The sequence below is a fragment of the Roseinatronobacter thiooxidans genome, assembly GCF_001870675.1.
GTDB lineage: Bacteria > Pseudomonadota > Alphaproteobacteria > Rhodobacterales > Rhodobacteraceae > Roseinatronobacter > Roseinatronobacter thiooxidans.
In genome coordinates this window covers 1-20,548 of record NZ_MEHT01000045.1, presented here as the reverse complement: position 1 = coordinate 20,548, position 20,548 = coordinate 1, and the positions used below count along the sequence as shown (strand labels likewise).

At 61.5% G+C, this 20,548-nt stretch carries 20 protein-coding genes and 1 pseudogene; 19 read left to right on the top strand and 2 right to left on the bottom strand.

Annotation, left to right across the window (positions count from 1 at the left end):
• Positions 1–49: 49 nt before the first annotated feature.
• Complete coding sequence (locus BG455_RS14040) at positions 50–1,402, bottom strand: FliI/YscN family ATPase (protein WP_071470644.1); 1,353 nt, start codon at positions 1,400–1,402, stop codon at positions 50–52.
• Positions 1,403–1,501: 99 nt separating this feature from the next.
• On the opposite strand from BG455_RS14040, the gene BG455_RS14035 reads away from it, so the two are divergent.
• The 19 genes and pseudogenes from BG455_RS14035 to BG455_RS13945 all read left to right on the top strand — a co-directional run bounded on the left by BG455_RS14035 (position 1,502) and on the right by BG455_RS13945 (position 20,179).
• Complete coding sequence (locus BG455_RS14035; RefSeq protein WP_071470643.1) at positions 1,502–1,882, top strand: FlgB family protein; 381 nt, start codon at positions 1,502–1,504, stop codon at positions 1,880–1,882.
• 14 nt (positions 1,883–1,896) lie between these two features.
• On the top strand, positions 1,897–2,289 hold the full coding sequence (flgC, locus tag BG455_RS14030; RefSeq protein WP_071470642.1) for a flagellar basal body rod protein FlgC: 393 nt from the start codon (positions 1,897–1,899) through the stop codon (positions 2,287–2,289).
• A 22-nt stretch (positions 2,290–2,311) separates the two neighbouring features.
• Positions 2,312–2,608, top strand: a complete 297-nt coding sequence (gene fliE, locus BG455_RS14025; protein ID WP_071470641.1) for a flagellar hook-basal body complex protein FliE — start codon at positions 2,312–2,314, stop codon at positions 2,606–2,608.
• Between the two features lie 3 nt (positions 2,609–2,611).
• Positions 2,612–2,878: a flagellar biosynthetic protein FliQ gene (locus BG455_RS14020; RefSeq protein WP_071470640.1), complete on the top strand. Its 267-nt coding sequence runs from the start codon at positions 2,612–2,614 to the stop codon at positions 2,876–2,878.
• A gap of 2 nt (positions 2,879–2,880) precedes the next feature.
• Positions 2,881–3,597: a flagellar hook-basal body complex protein gene (locus BG455_RS14015; RefSeq protein WP_071470639.1), complete on the top strand. Its 717-nt coding sequence runs from the start codon at positions 2,881–2,883 to the stop codon at positions 3,595–3,597.
• Between the two features lie 19 nt (positions 3,598–3,616).
• Positions 3,617–4,402, top strand: a complete 786-nt coding sequence (flgG, locus tag BG455_RS14010; protein WP_071470638.1) for a flagellar basal-body rod protein FlgG — start codon at positions 3,617–3,619, stop codon at positions 4,400–4,402.
• On the top strand, positions 4,402–4,842 hold the full coding sequence (gene flgA, locus BG455_RS14005) for a flagellar basal body P-ring formation chaperone FlgA (protein ID WP_071470637.1): 441 nt from the start codon (positions 4,402–4,404) through the stop codon (positions 4,840–4,842). Before flgG ends, flgA begins: the two co-directional genes overlap by 1 nt.
• Before the next feature lie 7 nt (positions 4,843–4,849).
• Positions 4,850–5,656: a flagellar basal body L-ring protein FlgH gene (flgH, locus tag BG455_RS14000; RefSeq protein WP_084386444.1), complete on the top strand. Its 807-nt coding sequence runs from the start codon at positions 4,850–4,852 to the stop codon at positions 5,654–5,656.
• A 39-nt stretch (positions 5,657–5,695) separates the two neighbouring features.
• On the top strand, positions 5,696–6,163 hold the full coding sequence (locus tag BG455_RS13995; protein WP_071470636.1) for a flagellar basal body-associated FliL family protein: 468 nt from the start codon (positions 5,696–5,698) through the stop codon (positions 6,161–6,163).
• A gap of 76 nt (positions 6,164–6,239) precedes the next feature.
• Positions 6,240–7,520 (top strand): aminopeptidase, encoded by a 1,281-nt coding sequence (locus tag BG455_RS13990; RefSeq protein ID WP_071470917.1) that lies wholly within the window; start codon positions 6,240–6,242, stop codon positions 7,518–7,520.
• A 502-nt stretch (positions 7,521–8,022) separates the two neighbouring features.
• Positions 8,023–8,850, top strand: coding sequence for a type II CAAX endopeptidase family protein (locus tag BG455_RS13980; RefSeq protein WP_071470634.1), 828 nt, complete (start codon positions 8,023–8,025; stop codon positions 8,848–8,850).
• A complete protein-coding gene (locus BG455_RS13975; RefSeq protein WP_084386442.1) occupies positions 8,847–9,968 on the top strand; it encodes a serine hydrolase domain-containing protein in 1,122 nt (373 codons plus the stop codon). Before BG455_RS13980 ends, BG455_RS13975 begins: the two co-directional genes overlap by 4 nt.
• 102 nt (positions 9,969–10,070) lie before the next feature.
• Positions 10,071–11,279 carry a serine hydrolase domain-containing protein gene (locus BG455_RS13970; RefSeq protein WP_071470633.1) on the top strand — a complete coding sequence of 403 codons (1,209 nt, stop codon included), beginning with the start codon at positions 10,071–10,073 and terminating at the stop codon, positions 11,277–11,279.
• A 37-nt stretch (positions 11,280–11,316) separates the two neighbouring features.
• On the top strand, positions 11,317–12,267 hold the full coding sequence (locus BG455_RS13965; RefSeq protein ID WP_071470632.1) for an alpha/beta fold hydrolase: 951 nt from the start codon (positions 11,317–11,319) through the stop codon (positions 12,265–12,267).
• Positions 12,268–12,297: 30 nt separating this feature from the next.
• Positions 12,298–13,152, top strand: coding sequence for a DUF6544 family protein (locus BG455_RS13960; protein ID WP_071470631.1), 855 nt, complete (start codon positions 12,298–12,300; stop codon positions 13,150–13,152).
• A gap of 31 nt (positions 13,153–13,183) precedes the next feature.
• Positions 13,184–13,405 carry a hypothetical protein gene (locus BG455_RS13955; protein WP_177190889.1) on the top strand — a complete coding sequence of 74 codons (222 nt, stop codon included), beginning with the start codon at positions 13,184–13,186 and terminating at the stop codon, positions 13,403–13,405.
• Positions 13,406–13,681: 276 nt separating this feature from the next.
• Positions 13,682–13,864, top strand: a pseudogene (locus tag BG455_RS17615) (IS256 family transposase); the annotation flags it as partial.
• A 403-nt stretch (positions 13,865–14,267) separates the two neighbouring features.
• Positions 14,268–19,379, top strand: a complete 5,112-nt coding sequence (locus BG455_RS13950) for a beta strand repeat-containing protein (protein ID WP_071470629.1) — start codon at positions 14,268–14,270, stop codon at positions 19,377–19,379.
• A gap of 152 nt (positions 19,380–19,531) precedes the next feature.
• Positions 19,532–20,179, top strand: coding sequence for an N-formylglutamate amidohydrolase (locus tag BG455_RS13945; RefSeq protein ID WP_071470628.1), 648 nt, complete (start codon positions 19,532–19,534; stop codon positions 20,177–20,179).
• A gap of 8 nt (positions 20,180–20,187) precedes the next feature.
• Here BG455_RS13945 and BG455_RS13940 read toward each other — a convergent pair whose 3' ends face one another.
• Positions 20,188–20,424 carry a hypothetical protein gene (locus tag BG455_RS13940; protein WP_071470627.1) on the bottom strand — a complete coding sequence of 79 codons (237 nt, stop codon included), beginning with the start codon at positions 20,422–20,424 and terminating at the stop codon, positions 20,188–20,190.
• Positions 20,425–20,548: the final 124 nt, after the last annotated feature.

Here is a 20,548-nt window from a genome sequence, read left to right as displayed (position 1 = left end):
CGGATTTGCCCCCGTTTAGTGTAATTTCCCGCCCATTGGAAACCCGTTTTCATGCACGCCGCGCGGCTTTGGGGGTTGGCGGTGGGGTTGCGGGCGGTTCCAGACATCTGGCCAGCCGCGCGAAAGACTGCTTTATACCGCCGGATGCCGCTTCGGCGATGAAGCCATCCAGCAGCGGCCAGACCTTTATCGCGCGGTCCACCAGCGGGTCGGTGCCTTTTTCATACAGGCCCGCCTGTATCATCATCTCGGCGCGGTCATAGGCGCCCAGCAGGCGGCGCGCCTCGCTTATGCGGGCATTCTCTTCGGGGCGCGCGCATTGGGGCAGCGACCGGCTGACCGAGCGCAGAACATCAATTGCCGGAAAGCGCCCGCGTTCGGCAATCACGCGGTCCATGACAACATGCCCGTCCAGCACCCCGCGCAAAATATCGGCGACAGGTTCTTCCATATCCGACCCTGCAACAAGAACCGTGAAAAGTGCCGTAATCGCACCCACCCCGTCGCGCCCCGGCCCTGCGCGTTCGGCCAGCGCGGTGATCTGATGGACAACCGAAGGCGGGTAGCCGCGCAGGCTTGCATCCTCGCCGCCCTCCAGCGCCACTTCGCGGTGCGCTTCGGCCATGCGGGTGATACTGTCGGTCAGCAGCAGCACATGCTTGCCCTGATCGCGGAAATGTTCGGCCACGCACATGGCGGCAGGCGCGCAGCGCCGCCGTGTGAGTGGCGGCTGGTCTGAGGTGGCGGTGATTACAACCGCACGTTTGCGCCCCTCTTCGCCCAGCACATCTTCCAGAAATTCGCGCAATTCGCGCCCGCGTTCCCCCACCAGCGCGATGACCACGACATCGGCCTGCATCTGGCGGGCGAAATTGCCCAAAAGCATGGTCTTGCCCACGCCAGAGCCTGCAAACAACCCAAGGCGCTGCCCCTCGACAACGGGCAGGATAGTGTCGAAAACGCACATCCCCGTGTCCAGCCGCGCCCCCAGCCTGCCACGCTGCGCGGGGTCTGGCGCGGGGGCGTGCAGCGCGCGCTGTATGGGGCCGCAGAGCAAGGCGCGCCCGTCCAGCGGCTGGCCAAAAGGGTCGATCACCCGCCCGATCCAGCTGTCATCGGGCGCAATGCCGCGCGCTGTCCGGTGTTCGGCCCTGTCGCCAATTGCCAGACCGTCGCGCGGGCCATTGGGCAGGGCCAGCGCCTCGGTCGGTGTCAGGCGCAGGATTTCGGCGCCAATCCGCGCCCCGCTGCGGGTTTCAACTGCCAGCCAGTCCCCGATGCGCGCGCTTGCATTCAACCCGCGCACCGCCAGCAGTTGCCCGTCAATGGCGCTGATCTGCCCGAACACGCGAACCGGCCGCAATTCGGTGATCTGTGCGCGCATATCGTCAAAAATACTCATCTCTCTCACTCCGGTCAGGCACACAATTGCAGTGTGGTTACCGATCCTTAAGCGAATCACCCTTAAAGACTGGTGTATAGCTTGACGGGAGAAGCCCTGATGTTCGACATTCCAGATGTAATGCGCATGGCGCAGGGCATGGCGCGCCATGCCGCAGCCAGACAAGTGGTGATTGCCGAGAATATCGCGCATGCCGATACGCCGGGCTACCGCGCGCGCGATTTGCCTGATTTCGGCAAAACCTATGCGCAGGCGCGTGCCATGGCCGCCACCAGACCCGGCCATTTGGGGGTAGCGTTTCCTAATCAGCCCATCAGTTCTGTGACTGACCGCGATGCACCCGCCCGCGCGCCCAATGGCAACACTGTGTCTTTGGAACGCGAGATGATGCGCACGGCCCAGAACCGCCAAAGCCATGACATGGCGCTGGCTGTCTATTCTTCGGCGCGTGGCATTTTGCGCGCAGCCCTTGGCAGTTGAGGGGGTGCGCGCGCATGTCTGATCTGTTCAGCAGCTTTTCAATCGCCGCCTCGGGGATGGAGGCACAGGCCCGCCGCCTGCGCCATGTCTCGGAGAATATCTCGAATGCCGATACACCCGGCTACCGGCGCAAAACCATCGATTTCCGCGCCGAGATCGACCGCGCCAGCGGTGCATCGCGGGTGGGGGTGGGGCCTGTGCAGCTCGACCGGCGCGAGCTGCCGCGCATCTATGACCCGGGCCACGCGCTGGCAGACGAGAGCGGGTTTTACCACGGATCGACAGTTGATCTGATGATCGAGGTTGCCGACGCACGAGAAGCCGCGCGCAGCTATGAGGCCAATTTGCGTGTTTTCGACCAGACCCGACAGATGGCGCAGGGCCTGCTGGACCTGCTGCGCCGCTGACTGACAACAAAGGAACACCACCATGACAATAAACCCCGCCCTTGCAGTACAAACCTATGACAAGGCACGCATGGCCGCCGCGCCCGCGCCCGCAGACGCCCCCGCGCGCAGCGAAGCGGCCTTTGGTGCCGCGATTGGCAGCTTCGCCGCTGGCCTGCATCAGGCCGAGGTTGCCGCGACCCGCTCTATGGTGACAGGCGCTGACCCGCATGCGCTGGTCGAAGCACTTGCCGCCACCGAACTGGCTGTGGAGACGGCGGTATCGGTGCGCAACAAGGTGGTCGAGGCGTATCTCGAAATTCTGCGCATGCCGGTCTAAGCCATGGATGAAACGCTTTTCTTTGACTCCCTGCGCCAAGGGCTTTGGGTCGCAACACTGATCTCGATGCCAGTTCTGACAGCGGCGCTGATCGCAGGCGTCATTGTGGGGCTGTTTCAGGCGCTGACCTCGATACAGGAAATGACCCTGACATTTGTGCCCAAACTGGCCGCCATCGTCGTGGTCTATTGGGTGTCGATGAGTTTCATGACCGCCACATTGGTCGATTTCTTTCAGGCCGAAATTGTGCCGCTGATAGCAGGAACCTGAAGATGGACAATGCCGCCTATATCGCCCTGACACGCATGTCCGGCCTGCGCCGAGAGATGCAGGTCGTGGCCAATAACATCGCCAATGCCACGACAGCGGGCTTCCGGCGCGAGGGGATGATCTTCTCGGAATTTGTCATCGCGGCACAGGGGCAAGAGCCCTCTCTCTCGATGGGGCTGGGCAATACGCGGCAGACTTTCCAGATGCAGGGCGCGTTATCCCAGACCAATGGCACCTTCGACATGGCGATCGAGGGGGAGGGGTTTTTTCAACTGGACACCGCACAGGGTGTGCGGCTGACGCGGGCAGGGGCCTTTACCCCCAACGCGGCGGGCGAGCTGGTCAATATGGATGGCCACCGCCTGCTGGATGCAGGGGGGGCGGCAATTTTTATACCGCCAGACGCGCGCGGCATCGAAATGGCGCGCGATGGCACCTTATCGGCTGACGGGCAGCCTTTTGCGCAGGTGGGGCTTGTCCGGCCTGTCGATCCGGTGACGATGCACCGCGCAGCAGGCACGCTGTTCACTGTCGATGGCCCGCTGGAACCCGTTGAAGCCCCGACCCTTTTGCAAGGCTTTGTCGAGGACTCGAATGTCGATCCGATCCTAGAATTGACCCGCATGATCGAGGTGCAGCGCGCCTATGAGCGCGGCCAAAGCCTGCTCGACCGCGAGGATGAGCGCATCAAATCCGTCATCCAGACCCTTGGCCGCTAGAATTACAGGAGAGACAGAGATGAAATCACTTCAGATCGCCGCGACAGGCATGAGCGCCCAGCAAATGCGGGTCGATACCATTGCCAACAACCTCGCCAATATGAGCACCACGGGCTATAATGCCCGCCGCGCCGATTTTGCCGATCTGCATTATCAGCAATTCGCGCGCGCGGGTTCCATCGCGGCCTCGGATGGCACAGTGTTGCCGACAGGGGTGCAGGTGGGGCTTGGGGTGCGCCCGTCTTCGGTCAGTATGCAAATCCAGCAGGGCGCGTCCAGTTTCACAGGGGGTGATCTGGATATCGCGATCGAGGGGAAGGGCTATCTGGAAGTCACCTTGCCAGACGGGCAGGCCGGATATACGCGCGACGGCGGGCTGAAACGCACGGGCGAGGGGCTGATCGTCACCTCTGACGGGTTTGAGGTGGTGCCCGGTATCGTCATCCCCGACGATGCGCGCGCCATCTCGATCAATGCGCAGGGCGAGGTTTTTGCCTATTTCGCCGGACAGGTGCAGCCGCAGGTGCTGGGCCAGCTGACGCTGGCCAGTTTCGCAAATGAAAAGGGGCTGGAGGCGATTGGCTCTAACCTGTTTCTGGAAACCGCAGCCTCGGGCGCGGCGGTGGTGGGTGCGCCGGGGGCAGATGGTCTGGGCACAGTCCGGCAAGGCTATCTTGAGGAAAGCTCGGTCGATCCGGTGCGCGAGATGACCGAATTGATCAAGGCGCAGCGCGGGTATGAGTTGAATTCCAAAGTCATCTCGGCCGCAGACCAGATGATGGCCGCAACCACGCAGGTGCGCTGATGAAATGGCTTTTGCTGCTCATTCTGTGGCCCCCGATGGCGCAAGCCGAAAGCCTTGTCGCCACCCGCCTGATCCGCGCGACAGATGTGATCGGCGCGGGCGATGTGGTGGCGCATGGGGCACCTGCACAGGGTGCCGCCATCCGGCCAGAGCAGGTGATCGGGCTGGAGGCGCGCGTTGCCATCTATCCGGGCCGTCCGGTGCGCCTGTCAGATCTGGGACCAGCCGCAGTGATAGAACGCAACGAGATCGTGCGCATGGTCTACAGGCAAGGCCCGCTGGTGATCTTGTCCGAGGGGCGCGCCTTGGGGCGCGGCAGCCTTGGAGAGCAGCTAACCGTCATGAATCTCGCCTCGCGCCAATCTGTGCAGGCTGTCGTCAGTTCTGGCGGATTGGTCGAGGTGATCGGCTCGTCAGGTGCCATATGGGGAGGCAATTAGGTTTCGCATGAACACAACCCTTTCAACCAACCCCCTTGCCCTATGGCGGCATCTCTCGCGCGCCTGCCGGTCTGTCGCCGCCCGTGCGGTCCGACATCTGCTTTTGCCATGCGCCACCCTGTGTCTGGCGGCCTGCCAACCATTGGGCGAAGTCGGGCGCGCGCCCGCTTTCAGCCCGCAAGAGGCGACGGTCGAGCATGCCGCCCTCTACCGCATGCCCTTGCCCGAACGGACCGAAGTCTTGCGCAGCACGGACCATGCATCGCTGTGGTCGGCGGGGCAACGCTCGCTTCTGGGCGACCGGCGCGCCAGCCGTCAGGGCGATATTCTGACAGTGGTGATCGAGATTAACGACAGCGCCGAAATATCGAACAGCACAGCAAACGGGCGAAGCGGCACCAACAGCATGGGCGTCCCCCAGTTTTTCGGGATACCGCAAATCCTTGACCGCAACCTGCCCGGCGGGCTTGCCATAGGTGCAGGGATCGAGACGAACAGCGCCAGCAGTTTCTCTGGCTCCGGCTCTGTGCGCCGCAACGAGAAACTGACGCTGCGGGTCGCATCCACTGTGGTCGAGCGTTTGCCAAATGGTGTGATGCGGATCGAGGGGCAGCAGGAAGTGCGCGTCAACCATGAATTGCGCGAATTGCTGGTGTCCGGCTTTGTGCGCGCCGAAGATATCTCGCGCCAGAATGAAATCACCTATGACAAGATCGCGGGCGCGCGCATCTCTTATGGGGGGCGCGGGGTCGTCTCGAATGTGCAGCAGCCCAGATATGGCGCGCAGATTGCCGATATCATCGCGCCGTTTTGACATGTCACACAAGCAAACCGCCCATGGAAGGCACAGCGCATGCGCAAGCTTATACCCGTTATACTAATCCTGTTGGGAATTGGCGGCGGTCTTGGGGCGGGGCTTGTCCTGCGCCCTGTGCCAGAGGCCGAAGAGGTGACAGGGCTTGCCGCACACACCCCCGCCTTGCCCGCCAATATGGACATTGGCGTCTTTGAAATCCCCAATCAATTCATGGTGCCCCTGATTGTCGAGGACCGGATTGCCAGCGTGCTGATCCTGACGCTTGCGCTGGAAATAGATGAGGCGCAGCGCGCCACAGTGTCCACAGATTTGCCGCGTTTGCGCGATGCCATGCTTCAGGTCATGTTCGATCATGCAAATTCGGGCGGATTTTCCGGCGCGTTCACAGCCAATACAACGCTTGCTGCCTTGCGCAGGGCCTTGCTGGAAGCGGGGCAGAAAATCAGCGGGCAGGATGTGATTGTGAAAGTGCTGATCACCGATATCCTGCGCAGCGGTGCCTAGGCGCGTGGCCAAAGGGCTTGACCTTGGGGCGGTGCTGGACCAGCTTATAGGCAAAACCCAGCAGGACCACAGCACCATGCCACAAGACACCTCGATACTGCAAACCGGCAGCACTGCCAGCGCGCCCCTTGATCAAAGCTTGTTGGACGGGCTGGCGGAACTGGCGGTCAGGGTGGGGGTGAACCTGCAACCCCAGCAGGATCTTGTTCTGAGCGCCCCTGTCTCGGCGCTGCCGCTGGCGCGCGCCATTGCGCGGGCGGCATATCGTGCGGGGGGCGGGCTGGTCACACCCCTTGTCACGGACAAAGAGATGACCTTGGCGCGGTTTGAACACGGGGCCGATGCGGGGTTTGATCGCGCAGCGGGCTGGCTGTATGAAGGCATGGCCAAGGCATTCGAGGGGGGGGCCGCGCGACTTGCGCTGGTGGGCGAAGACCCGATGTTGCTCAGCGCGCAAGACCCTGCCAATGTGGGCCGTGCAAACCGTGCCAATGCGCGCGCCTATAGCCCCGCTTTGGCCGCCATCGCAGGGTTTCACATAAACTGGTCAATCATTTCCTGCCCCACCGAAGACTGGGCGCAGCGCATGTTTCCCGATTTGCCCGCGCGCGATGCTGTGGCGCGACTGGCCCAAGCGATCCGGCTGACCGCGCGGCTGGACCAGCCAGACCCCGTTGCCGCATGGGCCACGCATAACGCCGAACTTGCGCGGCGGTGCAAAATGCTGAACGAGGCCCGCTTTGATGCGCTGCATTTTCACGCGCCGGGAACCGACCTGACAGTTGGTCTGGCCGATGGCCACGCCTGGCTTGGTGGCGCGACCGAGGCGCGCAACGGGGTGCGCTGCAACCCCAATATCCCCACAGAGGAAGTTTTCACCACCCCCCATGCCGCCCGCACCGAAGGCTATGTCCGTGCGACCAAGCCGCTGTCGCATCAAGGCACCCTTCTGGAAGAGATTGAGATGCGCTTTGAAGGGGGGCGGGCCGTGTCGGCCCGCGCGGCACGCGGACAGGACGTGCTGCGCGAGATGCTGGCCACAGATGAAGGGGCGGCACGTTTGGGCGAAGTGGCGCTTGTGCCGCATTCCTCGCCCGTGTCGCAAACCGGAGTGTTGTATTTCAACACGCTGTTTGACGAAAACGCGGCGTCGCATATCGCAATGGGGCAATGCTATGCGTCCTGCTTCGAGAATGGCGCGGGTTTAAGCAAAGCAGAGATTGCAGCGCGCGGGGGCAATGAAAGCCTGATCCATGTCGATTGGATGATCGGCTCTGATATGATGGATGTGGATGGGATTCATACAGGGGCCGAGCCTGTGGCCCTGATGCGCAAGGGCGAATGGGTGCGCGGCTAGGGTTCTGCCGCTGACACAAGATGCCGCCATGCGCGACAAAGGTCCGTTTTGCGGGACTTTTCTTCCGTTCGCGCCATCCACCCATGACCCTTCGCTATTGCAGCAAGACCGACGCAGAGGGCGGAAAGCCGATTGACTGCAGCGCAGCATCGCAAACGCAGCAAATGGTGAAAGCGGTCAGTCGTCGTGCCGCACTCGACCGATTGTGACGCGTAGGACAAAAGCTTTGCAGAGTAACCCGCCGCGGGCATGAGCTTTCGTCATCACAGACCCATAACTGCCTAAGTAGGCGATTTTGGCGATTACAATCTGCGCGACAAATAGCATTCGTTCATTTCCTTGATCTGCCTCATGGCGCACGAAATGGACCAGAGCGTATTCTTTGCGACGCCAAGGCTGTCTCCGCTCCGAGGGCACACCATCGGTCGGTCTCCACTTTGCCGTTTGGGGGGACGGAGCAGCCCGAATCTGGCTTTCCATTACGATAATCAGGAATTTCCGCATGAGAGACACAGCTTTTGAACCACCGGTCCATTCGGTTTACGTGTTCTTTTTCCTGACCTTTGCCATCGCCTGGGGCGGGATGGGGCTGGTGTTTGTCTTTCAGGATGCGGTCGAGGCAGTTCTTGGCCCGATGGGGGCGACACATCCTCTGTTTATCCTCGCGGTCTGGTCGCCTGCCATCTCGGGCATTTTGCTTATCCTGTGGTATGGCAGGTTGGCTGGCTTGCGCCGTTACCTGTCACGCCTGCTGCTGTGGCGGGCACCGGTTGGCTGGTATCTTCTGCTGCTGATAGGCCTGCCCGCGATCTTCTACCTTGGGGCTGCACTTGGTGGCATGTCGATGCGCGAGGCGCTGGCGCAGCCCCCATTGCGAGAACTGCTACCGCTTATCGCATTCATGCTGATCCTCGGGCCTGTGGAAGAACTGGGCTGGCGAGGCTATGCGACACCGCTGCTGCAGCGCCGGATGGCACCGTTCTGGGCCGGGCTTGTGGTGGGTGTGTTCTGGGCGCTGTGGCATGTGCCGGCCTTCTTCCTTGACGGTACACCGCAAAGCGGATGGGATGTGATGCCCTTTGTCATCGGGGCCATCGGCGTCAGCATTATCCTGACGGCATTCTTCAACGCCGCCCGTGGCAGTATCCTTGTCGCGATCCTGTTTCACTGGCAGCTTAACATGCCGATGTGGCCCGACGCGCAGCCCTGGGACATGTATCTGTTCATCGTGCTGGCCGTGATTGTTGTCTGGGTCAAACGCTCAGATATGTTCAGCCGTATGGGCGCTGTCACCGAGGTCATGCCAGCCTCGACCGGGAGCCCATCATGAAATCTTTGATCGCCTTCATGATTGGCCTCTTTCTGGCAGGTCCGACCGTCGCCGGGGACCGTTTGCAGGACATTCTTGATGCCCTGCGCGCTGAGCATGCCTTTCCGGGGGCTTCGGTTGCATGGACAGGCCCGGATGGTGCGGTGCAGGCGCGGACGACCGGCTTTGCCGACCCCGACGTCGGGCTTCCGATGACGCCTGAAAGCCGGATGCTGGCCGCCAGCATCGGCAAGAGTTTTGTCGCCGCTGCCGCGCTGGCGCTGCAGGCCGAGGGGCGGCTTGATCTGGACGCCCGCGTTTCGGACTGGCTGGGCGCGCGGGGGTGGTTTGAGCGTCTGCCCAATCATCACAGCCTGACGCTGCGCCATCTTCTGACCCATTCGGGCGGCCTGCCGGATCATGTCGAACTGCCCGCCTTTCAGCAGCTGTTCCTGTCGCTGGGCCCCGACGACCCGGCACCCGAGCCAGCGGACCTGATTGCGCTGATCCTTGACGCCGCGCCACTTTTTCCGGCCGGACAGGGCTGGTCCTATTCGGACACCGGATATCTGCTCGCGGGCCTCGTCATCGATGCAGCGGCTGGTAGACCCTGGACCGAGGTCGTGCGCGACCGCTTCATTCTGCCGCTGGAACTGGCGGATACCGAACCCTCGGATCGCCGGGATCTGGACCGGCTGGCCGTGGGTTTCACCGGCATGGCTGGCCCAGTGATGCGCACGCTCGACCGCGAGGGGCGGATGGTCTTTCATCCCGGGATTGAAGGTGCTGGCGGCGGCTTCGTCAGCACCACAGCCGATCTGGCCCGATGGGGCTGGCTTCTCTGGTCGGGGCGCGCGATGGAGCTGCCCTATCTGGATGAAATGCTGCAAGGTATCGAGACCGGGACACCCGGCCGCAGCTATGGGCTGGCCGTCGGGATAGACCTCACCGGCTCTGACGAGATACGGGGACACGGCGGCTGGATTCCGGGATATGTCGGATCGCTGCGCTATCACCCGGCGCAGGACACGGCCATCGCAATCCAGATCAACACCGATATCGGCATGCTGGGGGCAGAAGGCGCCTTTGATGCAATCGAGCTCGCCATCCATGACGTGATCTTGGAGTTCACGAAATGACCCCGGCTCGCGGCCTATGCAATCCGGCTGCATCGCTGGTCGCCCGCCTGATTGCACGTTGTGAGCAGCCCGAAAACTGCAAAATATCGAGGTTTTAGCGCCATGCTGTTACGAAAATTAACCCGGATTGCCCTGTGGACGTTGGCCGCTTTGGCCATTGTGTTGACCGCCGCTTTCCTGTGGCTGCGTCAAAGCCCCTACTGGGCAGGGATCACGCTGTTTTCCGAAAGCCACCGGGTCGAGAATTTTCGCGACATGGGGCGTGTCTTTCCGTTCCGCGAGGTGCCGCGCGGCGAGAGCATCTGGGCCTTCGAGCAAGCGCCGCATCCATTGCCTGAAACCTACGCCTTCGACGGGCAAAGCCGCGACCTGACCGCGTTTCTGGCCCGGACCCAGACAACAGGCCTTCTGGTCGTACATCGGGGTGCGATCACGCATGAGGAATACCGGCTGGGTGCTGATGAAACCTCGCCCTTCACGTCGTGGTCGGCCGCGAAATCGGTGCTTTCGGCCTTGATCGGAATCGCTGTCGAGGAAGGCCATATCGCCAGCATCCGCGACCCGATCGGACAGTATGTGCCAAGCCTGGCCGGGTCAGGCTATGCTGATGTGCCGATCGAGGATGCCTTGACCATGTCCTCGGGCGTTGATTTCGACGAGGATTACGACAACCCGAGATCCGACATCAACATGTTGTTCTTCCGCTCCATGGCGATGAGCACCCCCATCGAAGAAAGTATCGCAGAATTGCACAGCATCCGCGCGCCGGGACAGTTCAACGAATATATCAGTACCGACACCATGGCGCTGGGGCTGGTGCTGGAGGCCGCGACAGGGATGCCCGTGGCCGAGTATCTGTCCAGCCGCCTTTGGGGGCCGATGGGGGCAGAGGCGGATGCGACTTGGAGCACCGACCGCACAGGGCGCGAGATTGTGCTGTGTTGCCTGAACGCGACCTTGCGCGATTTTGCCCGTTTCGGGCGGCTTTATCTGGAAGCGGGGGCGCGGGACGCACTCCAGATCGTGCCTGCAGGTTGGGTTCGTGCCTCGGTCAACCCCACCGCCCCGCATCTGCAACCGGGTGACAATCCGCTGAGCGACTGGACCTTCGGCTATGGGTATAAATGGTGGATTCCCGAAGACCCGCAGGGCGATTTTGTCGCGATCGGCATCTGGGGGCAGTACATTTATGTCGATCCATCCCGCGAGGTGGTCATTGTAAAAACCAGCGCCGACCCGGATTTCGACGACAATGACCACGAAAGCATCGCCGCCTTTCGCGCCATCGCGCGTGCGGTTGCGGGGGAATGACATGCAACCAATGCCACGTCCGTCCGAAGGCAAGATCATGCGTCGAGTCCTCGTCCTGATCACACTGGTCCTCGTTGTCTTTGTCGGCGCGGTCTGGCTGGTGTTTCGGCAAGACATGCAGGACCGCATGTCATCCTTATCCAGTGTCGCCGATACGCGCTTCGCCCCGGTAGCCTTCGCCTCTGGCGGTGCGGGCGTCCCGGTGCTGACGATTCACGGTGCGGGGGGCGGGCATGATCAGGGACGTCTTCTGGCGGAGGCCTTCCTGCCCGCAGGCTATCGCTGGATCGCGCCCTCGCGCTTTGGCTACCCCGGCTCGGCGCTGCCCGCCAACCCCTCAACTGCCGCACAGGCCGATGCCTTTGCCGCGATGCTGGACCGCCTTGGCATCCGGCGGGTGACGCTGCTGGCAATGTCCGGCGGTGTGCCGCCTGCACTGCAATTCGCCCTGCGCCATCCGGACCGCACGCAAGCACTGATCCTGCTCTCGCTCGCCCCCTTTGCCCCCCTGACCGCCGAGGAGCAGGAGCTTCCGGTACCGCTTTGGCTGTACGACGCGCTGTTTGCCACGGATTTCCCGCTTTGGGCATTGTTGCGCGTTTCGCCCCGCGCACTGGCCCCGATGTTCGACGCCCGGCCAGAACTGGTCGCGCAGATGACCGCGGCTGAGGCCGGTTTCCTTGACGCGATGATCGCGGCTTTTCTGCCCGTGACCCTGCGCCGCGCGGGGCTGGCAAATGAAGCCGCGGCCATCGACCCCGCCGCCGCGATCAACCCGTCAGCGATCCGCGTGCCGGTCTTGCTCGTCCACGCGCGCGATGACCGGCTCACGCCGTTCTCGACGGCCCGTTTCACCGCAGAGCGGATCGCCGGTGCCGAGACGCTTTTCCTCGACAGTGGCGGCCACCTGCTGCTGGGCCATCAAGACGCGGTCCGGCAACGGATAGCCGAATTTCTCACCATCAATGCTCCGTCCGTTGCGGAGTAGTGGCCCCACACAGTTTTCGGATTTTGCCTGATGACCATCTTCAAGATCATCCTCGTTGTCCTTGCGGCCCTGCTGGTGGCCGCCGTCGTCCTCGGCCTTTGGGTCCATTCCCGCGATCAGGCGAAATCCGCGCAGGTCTGGGCCGCACTGGAGGCCGTGCGCGAGACTGACCCAGCACCCTACGACCCCGCCATGGTCGCGGATTTGCCTGAGGTGGCGCAGCGCTACTTTGCCCGTGCCATTGCCCCCGGCACACCCCTGCACCGGGTGGTGCGGCTGGAAATGGCCGGCAGCTTCATCATGAACGGCAATGAGATGGCCATGACCGCGCGCCAGATCCTCGCGCCGCCCGCGCAAGGTTTCGTCTGGCAAGCCGAGGTGGGGCAGGGGCTGATGCGCTTCGCCGGGTCAGACGGTTACCACGCGCCCACGGGCGGTTCCGTGGACAGCTGGACCAAGTTCTGGCTGCGCGGCCTGATCCCGCTGGCGCGGATAGGTGGCACTGCTGACCATGAAAGCGCCGCCGCAACGCGGGTGATGCTCGAGTCCATCTGGGCTCCGGCAAGCCTGTTGCCGCAGTACGGGGCGGAATGGGTGCAGACTGGCCCCGACAGTGCCGTGGTTCGTTTTGCGGGTGTGCAAGGGATCGAACCCATGCAGATCACGCTGGATGCCGCAGGCAACCCGCTTGATGTCTGGGCGCTGCGCTGGACCGATGCCAACGCGAAGCGCGTGCATCGCCTTCAACCCTTCGGCGGGCGGATGCTGGAGATGACCCGCTATCAGGGCTTTCTGATCCCCTCGCGGGTGGAGTTGGGCAACATGTGGGGTATGCATGACTATGCCCCCTTCTTCCTTGCTCATATCACCAAAGCGGAGTTCTGAGATGATTGTCCCCGTGAGTGCTCCGACCCTCTTGCGCCTCTCCGATGCCGTCGCCACGGCGACACTGGCCGCCGTCGCCGCGGCCCTGATCCTGCCCGACCCCTATGCCGCCGTCCCCGACCACCTGCGCCCCGGCGCCTGGAGCCAAGAAACCGTCTCCGCCCACGCAGCGCTGGCGCTGCTTGTGGTCAATGCGCGGCTGCGGCGGTGCTGTGGCAAGGGCTGGCTGATCTGTGCAGGGCTGGTAGGTTAACTGCTCTATGCCTATGCGCTCTACAGCTTCGACCGGGTGATGAACCCGGCGTGGCCGCTGTATCTGGCAATCATGTCACTGTCGGTCATGTGTAATTGCCGTCCAGACAGAAAAGGCGGAAATCCTAGAGGTGACGGTACGCGCGACATCGCTGCCATTCGCTATCTTCAAGCGCCTCGGCTGTGAGCGTGATCGCGTCCCTATCCCAAACACCAGTAAATCGACGCGAAAGGTCTGTCTGGTGGTTTGAAAAAAGTTCCGGAAGGCGTCGGGTGATACCCGACGGAACACTGGAAGCACATCCGGACGTCCAACCCGAGCGAAAGCACCTTTGCCACCGTGCGCCACCGAACCAAACGCATCAAGGGATGCCTCAGTGGCAAGGCCTGCATGGCCATTGCCTTCAAACTGATGATGTCAGTGCACAAGAAGTGGCGCAAACTCGACGGTCAAAACCGCCGACGCGCGCCCGGGTCCTGTCTGTATCGGAACGTTCCGCCCCAGAGATCAATGGAATTTAATAAGAGAATCCAATTCTTATTTGGAAAGAGTAAAGTGTCCTAAGAGAGCCATAATTATCAAAGTATAATTTGCGCCTATAGGTGAACCTTGAATAGAACTGCTCCCAGTTAGTCTTGGTTGCAAGCACACGTCGCCGATTAGCCCTCCCCTCCGCGCTGGCTTCCACGCTCGCTGCTGAAAGCGGGAGGGGCGTGTGAATTACCACGCGCGGTATACAGGATTTATGTCCAAAGCCCGCCGCGTGTCACGGAACGGAGCTGTCACATTTTGGGCAGTTTCCAGGAGGCAGATAAGCGCGTGTCCGCATTGGACGACCTTCAATACAACAGGAGATAAATCCATGACGATTAGACAGGCGCGCAGAACGGGCCAAATTGCCCGACTGCTTGGCGGGGCGAGCGTCGCCGTGCTTGCGTCCTACACCCCCGCATTGGCGCAGGCGGTTAACATCACGATCGACAGCGCGCAGGTCGCGCCAGCGAGTGCCTTTACATCTGCCAATGTGACGGGGTTCGAAACGGTTGCAAACAACACGCAGGACTCTCGCGCGGCAGTAAGCGCGTCCATCGCAGGCGGCGCGCTGAATTCCAGCATTGCGGGCTCCGGCTCAAGTGCTGTCGGCATCGAAGATAACGCCCTGACCGCGACGGCAACGGGCAACTTGTTCAACCTTGTTGCCAATCAACTCGGGTCGAGCGGTGATGGTTCTGCCGGTACTTTGGCGACACTCAGTGGCCAGTTTGCAAATGGTACTGTTTCCACAGCGATCACAGGCTCCAGTCTGGCGATCACTGGTGTCGGCGATGCGACATCGACCTCCCTTGCGGCCAGCGATAACACGCTTTCTGCAATCACGACTGTGAACAACGCGACATCCGTGTTTTCCGACGATATCTCTGCTGAACTTGCTGGCGATCTCGCTCAAGCTCAAGCTGTGTTCATTACATCCCCGATCACGTTGAACAGTGGCGATCTGACAAGTCAGCAATTGCTGTCCGTCGCAGGTGGCGGCAGCGTTGTTGCCAGCACGCAAGCCGTTGAAGGCGCTGGTCTGGTATCGACTGCCACGATCACGGGGTCTGGCATCTCGGTCTCTCTTGGGGATCTCGACGCGACCGGTTCTGCGCTGTCTGTCGATGGCAACGATATCCGCGCGTCCCTGACCGGCAACCGCGCCAGCACCGGCACCGATGTGACTGTGGATACCACTTTCGACAACAGTGCTGCCGTACTGACACAGCAGCAATTGGGCGATGGGACAAATAATGTTGGTCTGGTTTCGACAGCAGATACCTCGACATTGTCTGTGGCGTTGGACAATGCCACCGGTTCCAGCCTGACCGTGTCGTCGAACACTATCGGGGCACAGGCCAATGGGAACGTCGCAACACTCAGCGGAGCGGGAGCAGGCGCGTCTGTTGCCGATGGTACCTTCCTGCGCGTCGACGCCAACACAATTTCGTCGAACACTGCTGGAGGAAGGGTGTTTAATTCTAATACTGCGAGCCCCTCTGTCCAGTTTGTTAACGATGCTGCTATGGGAGTACCGGGTTTCGGCTTTGTTGCTGGCTCCCAGCAGGCAATTGAAAGCACGGGCGCAAATCAAGGTACGATCGAAGCTTCGAGCGATGGCAACAGCCTGTCTGTCACGGCTGATTCAGCAGCCCTCGGGGGTGCATTGTCTGGGTCGACCATCTCGGTCACGGACAACACCGCCTTTGCATTGGCATCCGCCAACACCGGTGGCACTGCGATTGACCTGAGCGCAACCAGCATCACGGCGACCGCCGGTCTGGCGAGCGATCAAAGGCTCGGTGGCACGGGTGTAAACGCGCTTTTGGGAGACACAGGCGCATTCGCGCTATCTGTGACGGCCGCAGGGGATGTGACAGCATCGTCGATCCTGGTCGATGGCAACCTTTCTGTGGCAGAGGCCAGCGGCAACACTGGCCAGACGCTTTTGCGCGCAGATGCCGACACCGCTCTGCTGTCCAACAACACGCGGGATCGCGGCGAGGGTAGGGTTAATTCCTCCACCTCTTCATTTGTCACTGCAGATTTCGGCGTGTCCGCCAATCAGCGCATCACCGGTTCTGACATTACATCAACGGCCGTCTCAACCCTTGGTGTCACAATCGGTGAAACGGCGATCGCTGCGAACGACGCGGGCGCCATCAATGCCAGCACGATTTCCTTGTCCAGCAACGTCCAGCAGGCCACCACCAGCGGCAACACGTCAACCAACAGGATTGATCTGGACGCCAACGTAATCGGAGCAACTGCGCCAGCATTCGCTGACAACACATCGGCTGTTTCGTCCCTCGTGTCGTTGCAGAGCATCGATTCGGCAACATCCGCCGCCTCGACCACGACCCTGTCGCTGACACAGGCTGATTTTGCTGGCACCACATCGATCGATGCGTCTTCGCTGGCAATCAATGCGAACCAGAACCGCTCAACCACCACGGCCAACCGCGTCACCAACGCGCTCGACGTGACCGCGGATACGGCGATCATCGGGGCTGACAGCTTGCGCGGTGTTGCACGCGTAGATTCCACAGCAGGCACTGACACCCTAACAGCCGCAACAAGCGGGCTGGCGAGTGTCCAGCGGAACTCCGGAACAACCGTAGACGCAACGACAATCTCGAACGCAAGCATCTCGGCGGGTGGACCCAGCGCAACCGTTGCCAGCCTGGCAGACTCGTCCGCGTCAATCTCGGACAACATAACAACCGCATCCGGCGCCTCCAACATAGGTGCGTCGTCCATCACGCTGAATGCCGGAACCGAAACCACCTCGAATGCAGCGCTGACGAGCGAACAGGACAGCAGTGCAGCTGTGACGGCGGCCTCGACCTTCAACGCTGGCACAACAGGGATCACTCTGAGAGCCGCAGTCTCTGACTCGACCGTTGGCGTGGACAACAACGTGACCGTTACCTCTGCTATGGGCAACCAGAACGCAAATACTGTGTCGGTCACGGCCACCACCATTGATCGTGCAGATTCTACAGAGACAGGCAGAAACAATCTGTTCTTTACAGAAGCAAACATAGCGCGCGTGATTGCTGACTTTGCCGCTCTGAATGTGCAGGCTCAAACTGGCGATATTTCTTCTACCGGTGTGTTGGCTGGTGCGATTGCCATTAACGCCACAGGTGCAGCTAATGCCGATCTGATCAACAGCAGTGCATCGCTTGACGGCAACGCTTTGCAGTCGGATGCGATGTCGAACCTTGCAACCAACCGCGTCGCTTTGACAGGCAGCGCGGGGATCACCGAAACGACCACTGGTCTTGCATCGGTCCAGACCTCGGGTACAGGGCCTGTGGGCATGACGCCCGCCATACCTATCGCCATTGGCTCGTCGTCAACCGCGACGTTCAACTTCGGGCAGACAAACGGCCTAGGCAATGTGACCAACTCGACGGTCTCTATCGATGGCAACCAGTCGTTTGACACGGCCACATCCAACCGGGCAACCAACACAGTCTCGCTTTCGGGCAACGCGATCTCGGGTGAGGCGGCGACTTTGGCCGCAGTCGGTGTGACGCTCCAACCTCAGGTTGGCGCTCGCCTGGACGCGGACAACTCGCTGTCCAGCGTTCAGACAAGTGTCGCCGCTGTGACCAGCGAATCGCAAATACGCGGAACCGCCAATACCGGTGGGCTGTTAACCACGGACAGCAGTCTGAGCATCAGTGACAACTTTGCCCGCTCCTTTGGCATGGGCAACGATGCCACCAACGCGCTGCGCCTTCTGGCCGATACAAGTGCGGCGGGTGCTTCTGCACTTTCCGGCACGCAGGTTCAGATCGGGAACGTCTCCGCAACTGCGGGTGTTACGGCAACGCTTGATATGGATAATGGTCCTTTCGGTTCCGCCGTTGACAGCTCTCTGGCGACGGATGGCAATATCGGCTTTGCACGGGCCGTGGGCAACATTCAGACCAATATTCTGAGCATCGCTGCAACCGAAATCGATGGCGTCAGCATCGCTGGCGAAAATGCATCCTTCGCAGCGCTCGGTGATGTGGTTGGGACCAACCGTGTTCTTAGAGGTGACAACATCCTCACGGCCTTCCAGGGCCTTGTCGGCGATGTCGCAGGCGTGGCGACCGTGACCACTGACATCGATACTGCAACAACGATTAATGGCAGCAGTGTCTCTGCAAGCCAGAACATCGCACAATCGAATGTCTCGGGGAATGTGGGTAACAACCTGCTGTCTCTCGCGGCGGATACGGATGTCACGGGTCTGTCGGTTCTGACCTCGGAGCAAAGCGGTGGTGCAATATCTGATGTGACCTCCTCTGCGCGCTTGGACTTTACACTCGACCTAGAGTCTCGGGGCGGCTTGAATGATGTGGTTAACAGCGCGTTGAACGTTGATGGCAACCTCGGCTTCTCGACCGCATTTGGCAACGATGTGACCAACAGTTTGACGGCAAGTGGCACAACGGTCACCGGACAGGACAATACGGCTCTGTCAAGCGTCAGCATTGCCGGTAACGATGGTACAGGAACTGTTGCAACCGGAACCGTGAGCGGCACGTCTGACAACCTGCTGGGGAACTTCCAGACGCGGACAGGTGGTCAGCTCGTCACGTCAGCGGCCACTCTGCAAGTTGGTTTGCTGGTGAGTACCAACTCACCCTTCAACTCGGATTCCATAACTGGCAGCAGCGCAACGTTGAACGGCAATACGCTGGACTCGACGGCGACATCCAACCGCGCCAGCAATACGCTCGCGTTGAATGCCGCGACAGTGCTGACGGCTGGCGGGGCGATTGCCAACCAGCAGAACTCCGACAGTGCCGTGACCAGTGACGTTTCACTGCAGGGGCGCTTCGGTTCTTTTTCCTTCGAGAATGCGACCGGTTCTTCGATCTCGATACTTGACAATACCGGAGTTGCCCGGGCTGCAGGCAACGACGCCACGAACGTGCTGAATGCCAGCGCGGGAACGGCGATCAATGCACTGTTCGCAGGGCCGGGTGGCGCAACAGTCGGGACCGGGACTCCGGGTGCCTTGAACGCAACCGGGACCTTTGCCGCGGCATCAAACCAGGTGAATTCCGGTGCGGTGACGGCACGGGCGAGCTTTGGCGGCGGTACCCCATCCAACCCCGTCAGTTTGCTTAATGTTCGAACAGCGGCCCTCAACAGCTCGTCGGTTGATCTGTCTGGCAACCGTCTGGTCGCGGATGCTGTGTCGAACCGGGTCTCCAACACCATCTCGGTCTCGGGTCGCTCTCCTTCGACTGAGGTGAGCACGGCACTGACATCTCGTCAGGTTGCGTCCGGCGCGGTTACTGCGAGTGTGGTTGGCTTTAACGTCGCCAGCAGAAACGGTGCTCTAACGTCCAGCACGGTTGGTCTGTCCGGCAATACGCTGAGTGCCTCTGCTGGCGGCAACGTCGCTACCAGTCGTCTGCTGCGCGACTGATGCTGCGAGGAAGGGGCGACCTGCAGGTCGCCCCTTCCGCCTCAGCTGGCGGATGGTGCACCAGGTCGAAAACGCCAAGAAACCACACGCGTCCTTCTTAAGACTATCCAAAGTGCGCCGGAGCGCATCAGTAAGACGCCTATCGGGCACAATTGGGCACTCCGGACGACACCCTCTGCGCCGAAATCCGCGTCGCCGCCGATCTGCATACCGACAGGCTCGCGCGTGCGGCGTGGCCGCAGGCTGACATCGTGACAGTGCGAGTATCGCGCGTGCTGCTGGATGTGGAGCGCGCTGCCGATGACGCGCAGGAAGATATGTCGCGAGTCAGGCGCGGTGTGTTCTATACGCATGATCGTTTCGGGCGCATCTTGCAAAGAACCCTGTTGCCCCAAGACCGCGCACAGCTGCTGGTCCGCTTCTACCACCCGCATTTGCAGCGCCTGCGGAAGGCCGCGGCGGGCGCAATGCTGATCGATCTGCACACCTATCCAACGCCCCCCTGTTGGATCGAGCCACAGGTCTTCGCCGCGCGCCCCGAGATCGACCTTCGCACCAGCCCCGGCCTGACTCCGCTGGACTGGACCGACGCCCTGCGCGGTCATGTTCAACGGCAGGGCTTCACCGTGGCCGAGAATGCCCCCTATGCCGGTGTCATCGACGCCGGGGCTCGCGCGGCGATCATGATCGAAATCAGCCTAGACATGCTCGGCACAGGGCTGAAGAGCGCCGAGTGGCAGCGCATCCTCACCGCCTTGCGGGAGATGCCGCATCCATCTTGCGCTCGCGGTACATTATAATGCGACGATTAGGCCCCCTCAGTGGTCAGGCGCAGAGCCTGCGCGCCGCCCGGTCGCAGGTGGAAATGACCGTGGTCCGCTACAACGGTGAACCCGGCCGCCCCGTCGGCCAGTGCTGCACCCAACTGGGCCAGCAACGCGAACTGCTCGGCCGCAGTCAGATCAGCCCAAGCCGCCACATGCCGCAGCGCAGCCAGCGGGCCGGGAAAGCAACAGATCGGGCAGTCCGGGTGCGGGTCGGACAAGGGGCCTCCGGGAAACTCCGGCTAGGTTAATACTACAGTTGCGGATAATGTCGAATTTTCCGATGTGCGATGGCGGCATTGAGCTGATGCTGGCGTCGCCATCTTGACCAGTCCCAGATGACAT

Excerpts from the sequence above, each read along its gene's own strand:
- BG455_RS14040 (WP_071470644.1), bottom strand. The coding sequence starts at position 1,402 with ATGAGTATTTTTGACGATATGCGCGCACAGATCACCGAATTGCGGCCG.
- BG455_RS14035 (WP_071470643.1), top strand. The coding sequence starts at position 1,502 with ATGTTCGACATTCCAGATGTAATGCGCATGGCGCAGGGCATGGCGCGC.
- flgC (WP_071470642.1), top strand. The coding sequence starts at position 1,897 with ATGTCTGATCTGTTCAGCAGCTTTTCAATCGCCGCCTCGGGGATGGAG.
- fliE (WP_071470641.1), top strand. The coding sequence starts at position 2,312 with ATGACAATAAACCCCGCCCTTGCAGTACAAACCTATGACAAGGCACGC.
- BG455_RS14020 (WP_071470640.1), top strand. The coding sequence starts at position 2,612 with ATGGATGAAACGCTTTTCTTTGACTCCCTGCGCCAAGGGCTTTGGGTC.
- BG455_RS14015 (WP_071470639.1), top strand. The coding sequence starts at position 2,881 with ATGGACAATGCCGCCTATATCGCCCTGACACGCATGTCCGGCCTGCGC.
- flgG (WP_071470638.1), top strand. The coding sequence starts at position 3,617 with ATGAAATCACTTCAGATCGCCGCGACAGGCATGAGCGCCCAGCAAATG.
- flgA (WP_071470637.1), top strand. The coding sequence starts at position 4,402 with ATGAAATGGCTTTTGCTGCTCATTCTGTGGCCCCCGATGGCGCAAGCC.
- flgH (WP_084386444.1), top strand. The coding sequence starts at position 4,850 with ATGAACACAACCCTTTCAACCAACCCCCTTGCCCTATGGCGGCATCTC.
- BG455_RS13995 (WP_071470636.1), top strand. The coding sequence starts at position 5,696 with ATGCGCAAGCTTATACCCGTTATACTAATCCTGTTGGGAATTGGCGGC.
- BG455_RS13990 (WP_071470917.1), top strand. The coding sequence starts at position 6,240 with ATGCCACAAGACACCTCGATACTGCAAACCGGCAGCACTGCCAGCGCG.
- BG455_RS13980 (WP_071470634.1), top strand. The coding sequence starts at position 8,023 with ATGAGAGACACAGCTTTTGAACCACCGGTCCATTCGGTTTACGTGTTC.
- BG455_RS13975 (WP_084386442.1), top strand. The coding sequence starts at position 8,847 with ATGAAATCTTTGATCGCCTTCATGATTGGCCTCTTTCTGGCAGGTCCG.
- BG455_RS13970 (WP_071470633.1), top strand. The coding sequence starts at position 10,071 with ATGCTGTTACGAAAATTAACCCGGATTGCCCTGTGGACGTTGGCCGCT.
- BG455_RS13965 (WP_071470632.1), top strand. The coding sequence starts at position 11,317 with ATGCGTCGAGTCCTCGTCCTGATCACACTGGTCCTCGTTGTCTTTGTC.
- BG455_RS13960 (WP_071470631.1), top strand. The coding sequence starts at position 12,298 with ATGACCATCTTCAAGATCATCCTCGTTGTCCTTGCGGCCCTGCTGGTG.
- BG455_RS13950 (WP_071470629.1), top strand. The coding sequence starts at position 14,268 with ATGACGATTAGACAGGCGCGCAGAACGGGCCAAATTGCCCGACTGCTT.